Origin of the sequence: Microvirga sp. VF16 (assembly GCF_016864375.1) — a bacterium.
Taxonomy (GTDB): Bacteria; Pseudomonadota; Alphaproteobacteria; order Rhizobiales; family Beijerinckiaceae; genus Microvirga.
Genome location: NZ_CP069355.1, coordinates 324,383 through 340,175, shown reverse-complemented (window position 1 = coordinate 340,175; position 15,793 = coordinate 324,383). Strand labels below are relative to the sequence as shown.

Below are 15,793 nucleotides of genomic sequence, written 5' to 3'. Positions count from 1 at the left end.
GCAGCCTTCGCTCAGACTTGGTGAGAGTAGCTGTGGTCAACTCGCCCTTCGACACCATCAAGGCTCATGATGTCCTACTGCCAGTTCTGAAAAGTGTGTGTGCCTTGAAAAAGGTCATTGACGTTCCGACAGAGCCGGTTCGATGCCCAGATCTGCTAATTGAATTGGAGTAGCGCGATGAAAATTGGAGCGCCAAAGGAGACGTACTCGGGCGAGGCGCGTGTGGCGATGACACCGGAATCCGCGCTGCAGCTGCGAAAGATTGGGCACAAATGCTTTATCGAATCTGGCGCCGGTCTTGCGGCCGGTTTTCCCGATGCAGCCTATGAAGCAGCCGGCGTGACACTCATTAATACCGCAGCCGAACTGTTCGATGCGGTCGATGTCCTCGCTAAAGTGCGCCCGCCCTCGATTTCGGAAACGAGGAGTCTCAAAGCCGGCCAGACCCTGATCGCGTTCATCTGGCCGGCGCAGAACTCTGAGCTTCTGGAGCAGGCGAGGGCGCAGGGCGCCACCGTCATTGCGATGGACATGGTGCCGCGCATCTCGCGCGCCCAGAAGATGGACGCGCTCTCCTCCATGGCCAACATCGCCGGCTACCGCGCCGTGATCGAGGCCGGCCACGCCTTCGGCCGCTTCTTCACCGGCCAGGTCACCGCCGCCGGCAAGGTGCCGCCCGCCAAGGTCCTGGTCGTCGGGGCCGGCGTGGCGGGGCTCGCGGCCATCGGCACCGCCACCGCGCTCGGCGCCATCACCTATGCCTTCGACGTGCGGCCCGAGGTGGCCGAGCAGATCGAGTCCATGGGTGCGCAGTTCGTCTTCCTCGCGTTCGAAGAGACGCAGGACGGCGCTGCCACCGGCGGCTATGCCGCGCCCTCGAGCCCCGCGTTCCGCGAGAAGCAGCTCGCCAAGTTCCGCGAGCTCGCCCCCGAGATCGACATCGTCATCACCACGGCCCTGATCCCGGGACGGCCAGCGCCGAAGCTGTGGACGGCCGACATGGTCCAGGCCATGAAGCCGGGCTCGGTGATCGTCGATCTGGCGGCCGAGCGCGGCGGCAACTGCGACCTGACCGTGCCGGATCAGACGATCGTCACCGACAACAGCGTCACCATCATCGGCACCACCGACTTCCCGAGCCGCATGGCCGCCCAGGCCTCGACGCTGTACGCCAACAACATCCGCCACTTCCTCACCGACCTGACCCCCAACAAGGACGGGGTGATCGTCCACAACATGGACGATGACGTGATCCGTGGCGCCACGGTCACGCATGCGGGCGCGATCACCTATCCGCCGCCGCCGCCCAAGGTGCCGGCGATCGCGGCCGCCAAGCCGAAGGACAAGCCCAAGGAACTGACGCCGGAGGAGAGGCGGGCTAAAGAAGCGGCGGCCTTCAAGGCGCAGACCCGCACCCAGGTCGGCCTGCTCATGGCCGGCGGCCTGCTGATCGCGCTGGTGGGCGCCTATGCGCCGGCGAGCTTCATGGCCCACTTCATCGTCTTTGCACTGGCGTGCTTTGTCGGCTTCCAGGTGATCTGGGGCGTCAGCCATTCCCTGCACACGCCGCTGATGGCGGTGACCAATGCCATCTCGGGCATCGTGGTGCTCGGCGCCCTCTTGCAGGTCGGCTCGAGCCACTGGCTGGTGGTCAGCCTGGCATCCCTGTCATTCCTGATCGCCACCATCAACATCGTCGGCGGCTTCCTGGTCACGCGCCGGATGCTGGCCATGTTCCAGAAGTCGTAAGGAGCTGAAGATGAGCTTTGGTCTTGTCTCCGCCGTCTACGTGGCGGCCGCCATCCTGTTCATCCTGGCGCTCGGCGGTCTGTCGGGCCAGGAGAGCGCCAAGCGGGCGGTCTGGTACGGCATGGCCGGCATGGCGCTCGCCGTCGGGGCCACCGTGCTCGGCCCCGGCATCGGCAACTACGCGGTGATCGCGGTGATGCTGGTGATCGGCTCCGCCCTCGGCTGGTACGTGGCCAGGACGGTCGCGATGACCGAGATGCCGCAGCTGGTGGCGGCGCTGCACTCCTTCGTGGGTCTGGCCGCCGTGTTCATCGGCGTCAACGCCGATCTCGAACTCACCCGCGTGCTCGCCCTCGACGAGGCCGCGCGGAGTGGGCTCACCGGCTTTGCCGGGGTGCTGGCGCACAAGAGCGGGGTGGAGATCGCCATCCTGCGGGTCGAGGTCTTTCTCGGCGTGTTCATCGGCGCGGTGACGTTCACCGGCTCGGTGATCGCCTTCGGCAAGCTCGCCGGCAAGGTCGACGGCAAGGCGAAGAAGCTGCCGGGCGGCCATGGGCTCAATGCGGCAGCGGCCTTGGCTTCGCTCATCCTGCTGGTGCTGTACGTGCAGGGGGCCGGCATCTGGGCCCTGGTGGCGATGACCCTGCTGGCGTTCTTCATCGGCTATCACCTGATCTTAGGCATCGGCGGGGCCGACATGCCGGTGGTGGTGTCGATGCTCAACTCGTACTCGGGCTGGGCCGCGGCGGCGATCGGCTTCACGCTCGGCAACGACCTCCTGATCGTCACCGGGGCGCTCGTCGGCTCCTCGGGTGCGATCCTGTCCTACATCATGTGCCAGGCCATGAACCGCAGCTTCATCAGCGTGATCCTCGGCGGCTTTGGCAACACCACGGGTCCGGTGATGGCGATCGCCGGCGAGCAGATCGCCATCGATGCCGACGGGGTGGCCACGGCTCTGGAGGAGGCCGACAGCATCGTGATCGTGCCGGGCTACGGCATGGCGGTGGCGCAGGCGCAGCAATCGGTGTCGGAGCTGACCCGCCGCCTGCGCGCCAAGGGCAAGGACGTGCGCTTTGCCATCCATCCGGTGGCCGGGCGCCTGCCGGGGCACATGAACGTGCTGCTGGCGGAAGCCAAGGTGCCGTACGACATCGTGCTCGAGATGGACGAGATCAACGCGGACTTCGCCGACACCGACGTGGTGATCGTCATCGGCTCGAACGATATCGTCAACCCGGCCGCGCAGGAGGACCCGAACAGCCCGATCGCCGGCATGCCGGTGCTGGAGGTGTGGAAGGCCAAGCAGGTGTTCGTGTCGAAGCGCGGGCAGGGGACCGGCTATTCCGGCATCGAGAACCCGCTGTTCTACAAGCACAACACCCGCATGTTCTACGGCGATGCCAAAGCCAGCATCGATCAACTGGTGCAGGCCATCTGAAGCGTCTGATGTGGGGCATTCGACGCTGAATTCTCGGCTTCTGGCGCCACATGGAACGAGAGAACTGCCATGAGCCATGTGCCTTCTCCCGATAAGCCGACCATCACCATTCCGCTGCTTCAGCAGTGGGTTTGTGACGGTCGACGGCTTGTGATGACCACAGCCTATGATGCCGTCACGGCGCGTTTGGCCGATCCTGTTGTCGACATGCTCTTGGTCGGTGACAGCGTCGGCAATGTGTGCCTCGGCTTCGACAACACGCTCCCGGTCAGCATGGCGATGATGAACCATCATCTCGAAGCCGTGGCCCGGATCAAGCCAAGAGCCCTGCTCGTCGCCGACATGCCTTATCTGAGCTACCACCTCAGCGTCGACGACACCTTGTGCAATGCCGGCGGCTTCCTCCAGCGCGGCGCGGCGGCGGTGAAGCTGGAAGGCGGCGCCAAGCGGGTCGAGACGATCCGCGCTCTCGTGGAGTGCGAGATCCCGGTGATGGGGCACTTGGGCCTGACGCCGCAGAGCGTGCATGCGATGGGCGGCTTCAAGGTGCAGGGCAGGGGGGCTGAAGATGCCGTCGAGATCCTCGAGGACGCGCATCGGCTGCAGGAGGCGGGCTGCTTTGCCCTCGTGCTCGAGGGCATTCCCTCCGAGCTGGCGGCGCGGATCACCCAGACCCTGAATATCCCGACCATCGGCATCGGGGCCGGGCCACTCTGCTCGGGCCAGGTGCTGGTCCTGCACGACGTGCTCGGGCTGACCCAAGGCCACCGGCCGAAGTTCGTGCGCACCTACGTCGATGGATTCGATCTGTTGCAACAGGCTCTTGCCCATTGGACCGAGGATGTGCGCCGCGGCGCCTTTCCAGCGCCGGCCGAGGCCTATGCCCTGCCGGCCGATGCCCGGGACGCGGTGTCCGCCTGGGTGCCACGCTCCTCCACCACTACATGAGGCCATCGGTGCTGACCTTCCGCACGATCAAGTCCCTGACCGAGTCCCTGCGTGGTTATCGCGCCGCAGGCCTGCGGGTCGGCTTCGTGCCGACCATGGGCTTTCTGCACGCGGGTCATCGGGCGCTCATTGTTGAGAGCGTCGCCCGCTGCGACATCACCGTGGTGAGCATCTTCGTCAATCCGACCCAGTTCGGCCCGAACGAGGATCTTGACCGCTACCCGCGTGCCCTGGAGCAGGATCATGCGCTCTGCCGCAACGCCGGTGTGAGCCTGATCTTCGTGCCCGATGCGGGCGAAATCTACCCGCCCGGCTTCCAGACCACGATCGAGCCCGGACCTGTGGCCGAGCCACTGTGCGGCGCCATCCGGCCCGGGCACTTCCGCGGCGTGGCCACCGTGGTAACCAAGCTGTTCCACATCGTGCAGCCGGAGGTCGCCTTCTTCGGCCAGAAGGATTTTCAGCAATGTACTGTGATCCGGCAGCTGGTGCGCGACCTGAACCTACCGGTCGAGATCGTCACGGTGCCGACCGTACGCGAGCCGGACGGGCTGGCGCTCAGCAGCCGCAACAGCTATCTGAGCCCAGTCGATCGGCAACGCGCCCGCTGCCTCAGCCAGGGTTTGTTGGCCGCCCAGGCGGCGTACGGGCAGGGCGAGCGCGACAGCGGCAGGTTGATCGCGATCGCGCGGGCCCAGATGACCGAGGTCGACCAGCTGCAGTATCTCGAGCTGCGGGACGCTCGCACGCTGGAAGCCGCTCATGGGATCGTCGAGCAGCCGGCCGCGCTGTGCGTGGCCGCCTCTGTGGGGGCTACGCGCCTGATCGACAATGTGCTCCTGATCCCCCCGCCGACAGCTCTGTCCGATCACGAACTGGAGCTGGTCTCGCATGCGCTTGATCGGCAGGCCACGGCCAGCGCGAACGAGCCACGACCGTCATGATGGCACGATCCGAGATTGAGGCTCTCATTCAGGACCTGAACGCCCGCCTGATCGCCGGAGCAACGGCGACGGAAACGCTCCTGGCCTGGTGCGACGAGCATGGCCTCTCGCAGGGACCGATCAGCGTCGCGTGCCGTCAGCGGCACGTGCTGGCAGCCGTGCCGGACGACGTCAAAGCTGCGTTAGCCCCCCTCGCGTCTGAAACCGTCCAGTTCCGGCAGGTTCAAATCCTGCGAGGCCCTTTGCCGCTTGCGACGGCCGAGAATTGGTTCGTGCCGCAACGCCTGGCGGCGGGCATGGAGGATGTTCTGCAAACGACCGATCTGCCGTTCGGCACCGTCATTGCTCGGCTCCGTCCCTCCCGGCGCACGCTCGCTGTGCAAATCAGGCCCCTCACGGCTGATCCGTCTGAGGATCCATCGCGGCTCAGCGCCTCAGGGCACCACTCCCAACCTGAGGTCATCCTCGAGCACACCACTGTGATCCTCAGCGAGACCGGGACGGCGCTCGCGCTCGTGACGGAAAGGTTTTTCTCCGACCTCATCGCGGTTGCGGCCTCAAAGCCACCTTTGAGCACAAGCCACGATGGAAGGCCGCAAGCGGGATCTGCGACGCAGTCTGTGAGGCTTGAGCCATGACAATCCAGCCTGACCTGACGTCTCACGCCTTCCATGCTTGCAAGAGCACGCACGAGAGATGAGGCGACATTCACGTCGAGCGCGGGCTAGCACTTCACCGCTGAACGGTTGGTGCCACTGAGTGAACATCCGATGACCCCTTACCTTCCGAGAGATGCCATGGTGAACCACTTTTTGACCTATTGGCGACGAATGGTCATTGATCTTTGTCTTATGATCTCTGCCACTTCATCGGCATTCACCGTTGTCTACTTGTGCTCGCAACTGCCATAGGTTGAGCTGCGGCATGCCAGCCTCCCATGGCAGACCGAAGGATGACGTGGAGCGGAGCCGCAGCGCTCTCACCATCGACAGGAAGGGCGGCTCCGGCATGAGCCTGATTGATCCCGCCGACGGCGTCGCCGTCGGCGGGATCAAGGCCAAGACGGCGGCGGATTTCAAGGTTGCCCCGAACAGCGGTCAGTCCGACGCGGCTTTATGGAGACTTCAATGACGCAGCCCCGATGGTCCTCTCGCGCGCGCTCTGACGCGATGGCCCCCGATCCTGACGCGCTCGAACAAGCCGTCCTTCGCGCCTATGTTCAGCTCGCCGCGATGCCGGATCAGGCCAGCGGCGTTAAAACCGCCACGTTGGCAAGGTTTGGACCGGTGGAGGTGCGCCTGACAGAGCTGACCCAGCCGGAACATAAGTCGCGTGATATTCCGCCCTTATGGCTGGAGGTTTACTGCCATGCCACCGGCACAACCCTCGACAGCTGTGGCTGCTTCGACTTCGATGAACCCGAACTGGCTGCCGCTGTCGACCTCGTCTGTGACGCCAGACGGAAAGCCGCCTGAGGGACGGCCTGATGCGGATCCCCCTCCTCCTGAACGGTTATGGTGCGTGGTCCCCCGAGAGGGGCCAGCGTGGTTCTGAGTTCGTTGCTTTGCAATGTCCGCGCACGATGAGGCACAGCGAAACACGTGAGGTGTCAAGATGACCGTTTCCATCACAACGGTTGGCGTCATCGGCGCAGGGCAGATGGGCAGCGGCATCGCTCATGTCTGCGCGCTCGCAGGCTTCAACGTCTGGCTCCACGACCTCTCGGAGGATCGGATCAATGCCGGGCTCGCCACCATCAACGAGAACATCACGCGTCAGGTTGCAAAGGGGGCGATCTCCGACGCCGAGCGCCAGGCGGCGCTCGCGCGCATTCGCCCGGCCCTCAGCTACGATGACCTCTCCCTGTGCGATCTCGCCGTCGAGGCGGCGACCGAGACCGAGGCGGTGAAGCGCAAGATCTTCATCACTCTCAGCCCGTCGCTGCGCCCCGACGCGCTGCTGGCCACCAACACCTCCTCGATTTCGATCACGCGCCTGGCCGCCGCCACCGACCGGCCTGAGAAGTTCATCGGCATTCATTTCATGAATCCGGTGCCGGTGATGCAGCTTGTCGAGCTGACCCGCGGCATTGCGACGGCAGAAACGACCTACGAATCCGCCAAGGAGTTCATCACTAAGCTCGGTAAGACTGTGACGGTTTCCGAGGATTTCCCGGCCTTTATTGTTCATCACATCCTGTTATCGATGATCAACGAGGCGATCTACACTCTCTACGAGGGCGTCGGCTCGGTGGAAGGCATCGATACGGCCATGCGGCTCGGCACGAACCACCCGATGGGCCCGCTGCAGCTGGCCGATTTCATCGGCCTCGATACCTGCCTGTCGATCATGCAGGGCATTCACGAGGGCCTGGCCGATTCCAAATACCGTCCTTGTCCGCTGCTGGTGAAATACGTCGAGGCCGGCTGGCTCGGCCGCAAGAGCGAGCGCGGCTTCTACGATTATCGCGGCGAGCACCCGGTTCCGACCCGCTAGGGATCGACAATGGTCATGCTCCACGCTCAAGTGCCGGAATAAGAGAACAGTGCCTTGACACGCGGCATGTGCGACGTCCGCTTCAATCAGAAACGTCGGATCTTCTGGTTCTGAACGGACGAGTGCTATTGCCTCCCGCCGCGCGTGTAATGACCGGGCAGGACCTCGTTCGCGGCCCGGTCGGGTTCCTTCCGGCGCACTGATCCGAACGGGCGCTCCAGCATTCGGCGGACGCGCACCGGCTCAGGGCCGATGTGGAACGCCGTCGCCTGCTGATCCAATGCGCGCTCCGATGGCGTCGCGCGGTTGCGCTGGCGCAAATAATCGAGCCACGTCGGGCAGCGATAACGCTCAGTCCACAGTTCAGGATCGGCGATGTCGCGCGCCAGCGACCAGCCATAGGCGCCGTTGCGCTGACGGAACAGCTGGACGTCCTGCATCAGAGCGTGAAACACCCGCGCCTTCTCCGACGCGACGCGATATTCGATCTCCACCACCAGCGGCCCGCTGCGCCCAGTCAGCGGTAGCCGCACCTCGGGATCGGCCAGCCCCTCGGCCTCGTCGCCGCGCGCGCTGATGCGCGGCATGGGCAGCCAGGACCCAAGCAGCGGCGAGAGCAGCATGAGCGCGGCCGACACCAGCAGTGCGGTCTCGACGCCAGCGGCATCGGTAAGCCGGCCCCAGCCCCAGCTGCCGAGGGCCATGCCGCCGGAGATCGCCGCTTGGTAGGCCGCCAGCGCGCGGCCCGCGACCCAGCGCGGCGCCGAAAGCTGGACCCCAATATTGAACAGCGCGACCGCCAGCATCCACGCTGCGCCCGCCACCACCAGCGCCGCCGCGGTCACAACGAGCTCGTGGCTCAGCGCCACCGCGGCCATCGCGCCCCCCATCGCCAGCGTGCAGGCGCGCACTGCGGCCTCGCCGCTCAGGCGCTGGCGCATCTCGCCCATGCCGAGCGCCCCGATAACAGCACCAAGGCCAAAGGCGCCAAGGAGGATGCCGTACGTCTGCGCGCCGCCCTGCAAGAGATCGCGCGCCACCAGCGGCATCAGCGCCGAGAGCGAGCCTCCGATCATGCCCGTGGCCACGGTGCGGGTCAGCACGATCTTGATCGACGGTGAATTGGTGATGTAGCGCACGCCGGACACGATGGCGCGGCGCAGCTGTTCGCGGGGCAGCCGCGAGGGCGCGGCGACGCGTTTCCAGAGGACAAGCGCGAGCATCAGCGGCAGATAAAGCAGCGCATTCAATGCAAAGGCCGCGACGGCGCCCGCGGTCGCCACCACAACGCCGCCGATCGCCGGCCCAAAGCTGCGCGCGATGTTGTAGCTGATCCCGTTGAGCGCGATGGCTGCTGGCAGCGTGTCTGCCGGGACCTGCTCGCTCACAGAGGCTTGCCAGGCCGGGCCCATCAACGCCATGCCGCTGCCAACCACAAAGCACAGGCCCAGCAACAGATCCGGCGTGGTGAGCCCCAGCCACTCGAGTCCGGTCAGCGCGGTTGCGCCGCAAATCTCAATCGCCAGCGCCACCAGCGCCACGATGCGGCGATCATGCATGTCGGCAATGGCGCCGGCGGGTAGCGCAATCAGCATCACCGGCAGCAGCAAGGCCGTCTGCACCAGCGCGACCTTGTCGGCCGACGACGTGATCTGCGTCATCGCCCACGCCGCACCGACGCCCTGGATCAGGATGCCGAGATTGGACAACAGGCTCGCCAGCCAGATGCGCCGAAAGGCGGGATAGCGCAGCGGCGCGGTGACGCCGTCGCCGCTGATCGTCTGGGGCTTGAGCGGATCGGTCAATTCGGCTCCTGCCTTGCCGGCGATGGCTTGATTCTGGACCAGATCAGGGATAGTCCGGGATACTGGGCCGCTAGCCAGGGGGCAAGCGCTTTTTCCACCCTCGTCGACGTTCCCCACTTGGCGTGGATCTGTTGCTGTTTTGAAGCGTATTGCGCGTGAGCTACCTCGGATGAGGCTGGAGGGGGTGTAACGTGAGGAGGGCTAAGAGTCAGTTCGCACGTCGGCCATTCACAGCGGAGATCATTCTGTGGGCGGTGCGTTGGAATCTGCAGTTCGCACTCAGCAATCGCGATCTCGAACGCATGCCCTCTGATCCTGGCGTGCAAGTGGACCACACGACTCTGTTTCGCTGGATCCGGGCTTATTCAACCGGGCAGACGATCACGGTTGCAAGAATGCCGCTGATCCAATCGTGGCGAGAGCTCTGACGCGTGAGGAAACACTCTGGCGCTTTGCGAAAATCCGGCTGGTGACGGGCTTGAGGAGCAGGGGAGGGACGTTCATGCGCCGCATGTCGCCTCGAACGCAAACGCCCGCTGACGAGCGGGCGCCGACGGGACGCGGTGCAGCACGATGTCAGGCCGCGATGTCCTGTCGCGCAATGCTGTCGATCTGAAAGCGCCGGATGCCGAGGTCATCGAGTTCCCGATCGGAGAGCCGGGACAGCTCGGTGACGGTGGCGCGGTATCGGAAGTAGGCCCGGAGTGTCGCGAGGATTTGGGTCACAATCATCTGAAACTCCTGTCAGTTCGCCAGCCGAGGGCTGGTGGCTTGCGTGCTGGCGTGTGCGGCGCACCATACATACTTGTGCGGCGCACAAATGAGCAGGGGTGCTCTCACCGAGGCCGGCATGCTCACGATGCATGCAGCTGTCACAAATCATTAACCGGACTGCTCACGTCACATATATAGGGCATTCTGGAGAAGGTTTTTCGGCCCGCTCTTCGTTCCTGAGAGCGAGCAGAAGGGGAGGCGCCCAGGCCTCAGAGGAGGCGCTGCGGGAGCACGAGCTCGGTCGGCATCGAGCGACGGTCGCCTCCGTAAGGCTGCGGGTAAACCCAACCACCAGCCGTGCAAGCCGAGCCGAGGCCACAGCGACATTATTGCCTTGCTCTTCCTCATGCTCTACTCTCACACTGGCCCATCCAAGCAAGGGCCAAGTCAATCGCCTGATGTATGCTGCCTGAGACCCAAGACCGGCCATCACAGCCATGACTGATCCCCATCACCGTGAGACAGCCGACCTCGTCGAACACAAGGGCTACCAGATCCGCCTTAGCCCAAGCGGCCTGGAATGGATGGCCTTCGTGGCTCTGCCCAAGCAGCGCCCGACCCGGATCATGGCTGCGGATCGTGAGGCCGCTCTTGCAAAGACCTGCGAATGGATCGAGGCGCAGCTCGCCTCAGCTGAGGCTCGGACATGACCTACCGCCTGATCCAACTCGCCCCGGGCGCCTATGATTTCCTGCTGAATGGTGAGCTCATGGAAAGCGTCGTGAGAAGCGGGTCACGACAGCCCTCCACGTGGACTGCGGAACTGCTTGGGGATTTGCCGCGGAGCAGGAGACCTGCTCCGTTCAAGCAGGTCGAACATGACTTTCCCACACTGGACGAACTCCGCGCCTGGCTTGGCGAACCACCTGGCTTGGCGAACCAGAGGTGCAAAGCGATTTCGGGAAAAGCTTAGTGGCCCATCGTCCCTGGTCATAAAGTCACACCGAAATCCAGTCCGGCCCTTAGGGCTTGGAGCATTGGACCAACAAATCCGAGATGAAAACGTATCCGTCACTACGCTATGTAAAGTAACACAGAACGTAGCTCAGCCTCAGCTTCCCATGCCGTTGCTTTTCGGCATTGCTTGTTGGATGAGGTCTGCTCTTCAAGAATGCCAACCCTGATCTGCTTTCGACGGCTGAGGTCATGCGACTCCCGATCCATCTTGAACATCTTGGCAGCCTTGACGCATTCACCTGCGCGCAGACGTTGTCGCATCTGCCCGATCTGCTGTTCCTGGACAGCGCTCTGCGCCATCCCGGGCTTGGACGCTACTCCTTCGTCGCCGCGGACCCGTTCGGCCGGTTCCTCGTGCAGGGTAGCCGAGCATTTTGGAACGGTGCCCCCTTACCTCAACCGCCACTATCCGCACTGCGTTCACTGTTAGATCAATACCACCAATCGAGAGTCGACAGGCTGCCGCCCTTCCAAGGTGGTGCTGCAGGCTATCTGGCCTATGATTTCCGGCACACCCTCGAGAGGCTCACACCGGCGCCGGTCGACGTCCCGTGCCCGGAGGCCGTGCTCCCATTCTACGATGTCGTCGTGAGCTTCGATCACTGGAGCGGCGACGCATGGCTGCTTTCAACCGGTTGGCCAGAGCAGGATCCCGACAGACGCCAGAAGCGTGCCGCAGCGCGCGCTCAATACTTTCGGAGGCTTCTCGCGCATATGCCGCGCTATCTCCGTGGCTTCAAACTGGTGAGTCCATGGACGTCGAACTTCTCGGCCAGTGGCTACGGGGAGGCCGTCGAGGCCGTGATCGACGCCATCTTGGCCGGAGATATCTTCCAGGCGAACATTGCCCAGCGCTTTACCGCTCGGGTCTCCGATGAGTTCGATGCGCTTGCCTTCTACGGCCACCTCCGCCGCAAGAATCCTGCGCCATTCAGCGCTTTTCTCAACTTTGACGAGAGTACGATTGCCTCGAGCTCTCCCGAACGCTTTGTGAAGGTTGACCGGGGCTGTGTCGAAACCCGCCCGATCAAAGGCACGACTGCCCGCTCGTCTGATCAGCGCCGCGACCAAAACTTGGCGGAGGCGCTGCTGCGCTCCGACAAGGATCGGGCCGAGAACCTCATGATCGTCGATCTCTTGCGCAATGACCTGTCGCGGGTGTGCAAGCCCCACACCGTGCGCGCCCCGCTGCTGTGCGGTCTGGAGAGCTATGCGGCCGTCCACCATCTCGTCTCCGTCGTCGAGGGTCAACTCGATTCAGGCTTTACGGCGACCGACGCGATGGCGGCCTGTTTCCCTGGGGGATCAATCACGGGCGCTCCGAAGATCCGGGCCATGGAGATCATCACGCAGATCGAACACTGTGCCCGGCAGGTCTATTGTGGCTCCATCGGCTACTTTGGCTTCGACGGGACAGCCGATACGAACATCGCGATCCGGACGGTCATGCTGAAAGACCGATCCGCGGTGTTTCACGCCGGCAGTGGGATTACGGCGCTGTCCGAGCCGCGGGCCGAGTACGAGGAAACTTTGACGAAAGCTCAGTGCATTTTTGCAGCCTTTGAAGCATAGACGACCAGAATGATCCTGATCATCGACAACTATGACTCCTTCGTCTTCAACGTCGCGCGGTACTTCTCTGAATTGGGCGAGACGGTGAAGGTAGTCCGCAACGACTCGATCGATGTCGGCGCCATCCGGCACCTGTCGCCGCGAGCGGTCGTGCTCTCGCCGGGGCCGTGCTCTCCGTCGGAGGCCGGCGTGTCCTGCGAGATCATCCGGCAGCTCTCGGGATCGCTGCCGCTGCTTGGGATCTGCCTCGGCCATCAATGCATCGGACAGGTCTACGGGTGGCGGGTCACACGGGCGCGCAGGCCCATGCATGGGCGCTCCTCTGCCATCCATCACAGCGGTCAAGGCCTCTTCAACGGCCTGCCCAACCCGCTGCGGGCAGGGCGGTATCATTCGCTGATTGTCGAGGAGGATCGGATCTCGACGGAGCTGGAGGTGACCGCGCGCTCTGAGGAGGGCGAGATCATGGCCCTGCAGCATCGGCGCCATCCAACCTATGGCGTGCAGTTTCATCCGGAGTCCATTCTAACCGAGCACGGACACACGCTGCTGTCCAACTTCCTCGATATCGCTGCACAAGCCGAGAGGAGTCGCCATGCTGTGGTTTGATGGAAGCATCTCGGATGATCCGCGAACCGGTTTCGATTTGCGCAACCGGGGGCTTCTGCTGGGCGACGGCTTGTTCGAAACGCTGGTTGTCACGAATGGCCGAGCCTTCATGCTGGACGCGCACCTCGATCGTCTTCTCGCCGGCGCGGCTACCTTGAACATACCCGTGGACCGAGAGTCTCTGCGACGGCCGGTTGATGATCTGACCGCCGCTCTCCCCGACGGAGGCATCATCCGCCTGACCCTGACCCGAGGGGCGGGACCCCGCGGCTTACGGCCTCCGGCTCACCAACAGCCCACCGTCTTTGCGGCTGCGTCCGCACCATGGTCGCCCAATCCGACGGCTGCGGAGGTGCGCATGGCGACGTCACGGATCCGGCGCAATCCCTCTTCCCCAACCTCGAGATATGTCGCTTTGCCCCTAAAGGCGAGATAAGGAATTCAACAAAATCAATGGCAATCCTTTGCTGCAAAATGCGAGATTTTGCCTTTAAGATCGAGATTTATCCCCCTTAATGTGAGACAGCGTTTACAGGGGTGTGCGGCTGGCTGCGATGCAGATGGATCGGAACCTGACAGAGTTCGCCAAGGTCGCCTTGCTCCGGACCTATCACAAGGAAGCCCGTTTGCTCGCCACCGTCGATCGTATCGCGCCAGATACAGCACCGCGTTCACACGCAGGGATCAAAGAGCCGTGAACAAACCTGATCGGCATCTCGCCTTTAAGGGCAAAGAATGTCGCTTTTCGACACCCAACGCGACGAATCTCAAAGTTAAAGGCAAAGTGACAGTCAGTCTGGCCCATAGCCGAAGATCGATTTGACCTCGAGGAATTCCGCAAGGCCGAACACCCCGCGTTCGCGCCCGTTGCCTGACTGCTTGTAGCCGCCAAACGGTGCGGCCGGGTCACTCGCGACGCCATTCAGATGCACCATGCCGGCCCGCAGGCGCCGGGCCATCCGCCGGGCCCGCTCAGGATCCGCCGCCGTGATGTAGCTCGAGAGACCAAAGGGAGTGTCGTTGGCGATCGCAATCGCCTCCTCCTCGTCGCCATACGGCAGGATGGCCAGCACCGCCCCGAAGATCTCCTCCCGCGCGATCCGCATCCGGTTGTGCACGTCCGCAAACACCGTAGGGCGGACATAAAAGCCCCGGTCCAGGCGGGCCGGGCGGCCGGCACCGCCCGCCACCAGCGTCGCACCCTCCTGCAGACCGGAGGCGATCAGGACCTGCACCCGCTCGAACTGGGCGCGGTTGGCGACCGGACCAAGCTGCGTGCTGAGCGCGCGCGGGTCGCCGACCACCGTCTCCTGAGCGATCCGCCTGGCGATTTCGGCAGCTTCCCTGTGCCGGTTGGCCGGGACGAGCAGACGGGTCGGCGCATTGCAGGACTGCCCGCTGTTGGCAAAGCAGGCTGCGGTGCCGTGAGCCACGCCCGCGGCGAAATCCGCATCATCGAGCAGGATGTTGGGCGACTTGCCTCCGAGTTCCTGATGCACCCGCTTGACCGTGGCCGCCGCGGCCGTGGCCACCAGGATGCCGGCCCGGGTGGAGCCGGTGAACGACACCATGTCCACGCCGGAATGGGAGGCCAAAGCCTGCCCGACGGTCGGACCGTCCCCGTGAACCAGATTGAACACTCCCGGCGGCACTCCCGCTTCGTGCAGGATCTCGGCCAGGATCGAGGCGGAGACCGGCGCGCACTCGCTCGGCTTGAGGACCATGGTGCAGCCGGCCGCGAGAGCCGGTCCGATCTTGCAGGCGATCTGCAGCAGAGGCCAGTTCCACGGCGTGATCAGGCCGCAGACCCCCACCGGCTCGCGCGTGACCAGGGTTGCGCCGTTCCGGGTGTCGAACGGGTAGCTGCGAAGGGCAGCGAGGCTCTGCTGCAGATGACGCAGCCCGGCGGGCACCTGGCGCTCGCGGGCCAGGATGAGCGGGGCTCCCATTTCCAGCCGCACCGCGTCGATGAGGTCGTCGCTGCGCTGCCGATAGCGGTCGATGATGGCGCACAGGAGGTCGAGCCGCTCCGGTCGTGGCGTTTGAGAATAGGCGGCAAAGGCCTGCTGTGCTGCGGCGACGGCACGGTCCATGTCAGTGGCGTCGCCCGGCGCGAAGGTTGCGAACACAGCCTCGGTGGCTGGGTTGATAAGGTCGACGAGATGTGGGTTGTTTGGAGGAACCCACTGCCCGTCGATGTAGAGCTGGTGAAGATGCTGCACCGGCCTGCGCCCTTTGCTGCGTCGGCAGCGGCACCTCCGTTGATCCGGGTCAGCCCCAGGCGCGAGAGGCACCGGTGTCATGCGACCCGAACGAGATGCGGCTGACGTTTGACAGAGCACCTTTCCCGCATGCAACGCGCCGCCGTCAAGAGCGAAGAGTGCATTGGCCTCAAGCGCCAGCAGACCAAAGGCTGCAACACGAGCGACGTTGAATTGGAGGACCGTGATCCCGTACCGGGGCGATGCTCCGGCTTGAGGGCACGCCATGTGCCGAAC

15 protein-coding genes are annotated in these 15,793 nt (G+C 64.1%); 12 read left to right on the top strand and 3 right to left on the bottom strand.

Features of this window, described 5'->3' with window-relative positions:
* The first annotated feature begins 177 nt into the window (after positions 1-177).
* The 8 genes from JO965_RS27090 to JO965_RS27055 all read left to right on the top strand — a co-directional run bounded on the left by JO965_RS27090 (position 178) and on the right by JO965_RS27055 (position 7,578).
* Positions 178-1,749, top strand: coding sequence for a Re/Si-specific NAD(P)(+) transhydrogenase subunit alpha (locus tag JO965_RS27090; protein ID WP_203445189.1), 1,572 nt, complete (start codon positions 178-180; stop codon positions 1,747-1,749).
* 10 nt (positions 1,750-1,759) lie between these two features.
* Positions 1,760-3,190: an NAD(P)(+) transhydrogenase (Re/Si-specific) subunit beta gene (locus JO965_RS27085; protein WP_203445188.1), complete on the top strand. Its 1,431-nt coding sequence runs from the start codon at positions 1,760-1,762 to the stop codon at positions 3,188-3,190.
* Between the two features lie 69 nt (positions 3,191-3,259).
* Complete coding sequence (panB, locus tag JO965_RS27080; RefSeq protein WP_203445187.1) at positions 3,260-4,138, top strand: 3-methyl-2-oxobutanoate hydroxymethyltransferase; 879 nt, start codon at positions 3,260-3,262, stop codon at positions 4,136-4,138.
* Between the two features lie 8 nt (positions 4,139-4,146).
* On the top strand, positions 4,147-5,082 hold the full coding sequence (gene panC / locus JO965_RS27075) for a pantoate--beta-alanine ligase (RefSeq protein ID WP_371826935.1): 936 nt from the start codon (positions 4,147-4,149) through the stop codon (positions 5,080-5,082).
* The gene (locus JO965_RS27070; protein WP_203445185.1) at positions 5,079-5,720 is read left to right on the top strand and encodes a hypothetical protein; all 642 of its coding nucleotides are present in this window, start codon (positions 5,079-5,081) and stop codon (positions 5,718-5,720) included. Before panC ends, JO965_RS27070 begins: the two co-directional genes overlap by 4 nt.
* A gap of 286 nt (positions 5,721-6,006) precedes the next feature.
* Positions 6,007-6,213: a hypothetical protein gene (locus JO965_RS27065; RefSeq protein WP_203445184.1), complete on the top strand. Its 207-nt coding sequence runs from the start codon at positions 6,007-6,009 to the stop codon at positions 6,211-6,213.
* Positions 6,210-6,557, top strand: coding sequence for a hypothetical protein (locus JO965_RS27060; RefSeq protein ID WP_203445183.1), 348 nt, complete (start codon positions 6,210-6,212; stop codon positions 6,555-6,557). Before JO965_RS27065 ends, JO965_RS27060 begins: the two co-directional genes overlap by 4 nt.
* Before the next feature lie 139 nt (positions 6,558-6,696).
* A complete protein-coding gene (locus tag JO965_RS27055; protein WP_203445182.1) occupies positions 6,697-7,578 on the top strand; it encodes a 3-hydroxybutyryl-CoA dehydrogenase in 882 nt (293 codons plus the stop codon).
* A gap of 125 nt (positions 7,579-7,703) precedes the next feature.
* Here JO965_RS27055 and JO965_RS27050 read toward each other — a convergent pair whose 3' ends face one another.
* Positions 7,704-9,383 (bottom strand): MFS transporter, encoded by a 1,680-nt coding sequence (locus JO965_RS27050; RefSeq protein ID WP_203445181.1) that lies wholly within the window; start codon positions 9,381-9,383, stop codon positions 7,704-7,706.
* A 576-nt stretch (positions 9,384-9,959) separates the two neighbouring features.
* The gene (locus JO965_RS27045; protein WP_203445180.1) at positions 9,960-10,115 is read right to left on the bottom strand and encodes a DUF1127 domain-containing protein; all 156 of its coding nucleotides are present in this window, start codon (positions 10,113-10,115) and stop codon (positions 9,960-9,962) included.
* A gap of 479 nt (positions 10,116-10,594) precedes the next feature.
* On the opposite strand from JO965_RS27045, the gene JO965_RS27040 reads away from it, so the two are divergent.
* The 4 genes from JO965_RS27040 (at position 10,595) to JO965_RS27025 (ending at position 13,731) form a co-directional block, all read left to right on the top strand.
* Positions 10,595-10,807: a hypothetical protein gene (locus tag JO965_RS27040; protein ID WP_203445179.1), complete on the top strand. Its 213-nt coding sequence runs from the start codon at positions 10,595-10,597 to the stop codon at positions 10,805-10,807.
* A gap of 496 nt (positions 10,808-11,303) precedes the next feature.
* Entirely contained in the window at positions 11,304-12,686 is a 1,383-nt protein-coding gene (gene pabB, locus JO965_RS27035) for an aminodeoxychorismate synthase component I (RefSeq protein WP_203445178.1), read from the top strand.
* A gap of 9 nt (positions 12,687-12,695) precedes the next feature.
* The gene (locus JO965_RS27030; protein ID WP_203445177.1) at positions 12,696-13,295 is read left to right on the top strand and encodes an aminodeoxychorismate/anthranilate synthase component II; all 600 of its coding nucleotides are present in this window, start codon (positions 12,696-12,698) and stop codon (positions 13,293-13,295) included.
* Positions 13,282-13,731: an aminotransferase class IV gene (locus tag JO965_RS27025; RefSeq protein WP_203445176.1), complete on the top strand. Its 450-nt coding sequence runs from the start codon at positions 13,282-13,284 to the stop codon at positions 13,729-13,731. Before JO965_RS27030 ends, JO965_RS27025 begins: the two co-directional genes overlap by 14 nt.
* A 355-nt stretch (positions 13,732-14,086) precedes the next feature.
* Here the strand turns inward: JO965_RS27025 and JO965_RS27020 are convergent, their stop codons facing one another.
* Positions 14,087-15,517, bottom strand: a complete 1,431-nt coding sequence (locus JO965_RS27020; RefSeq protein WP_203445175.1) for an aldehyde dehydrogenase family protein — start codon at positions 15,515-15,517, stop codon at positions 14,087-14,089.
* Positions 15,518-15,793: the final 276 nt, after the last annotated feature.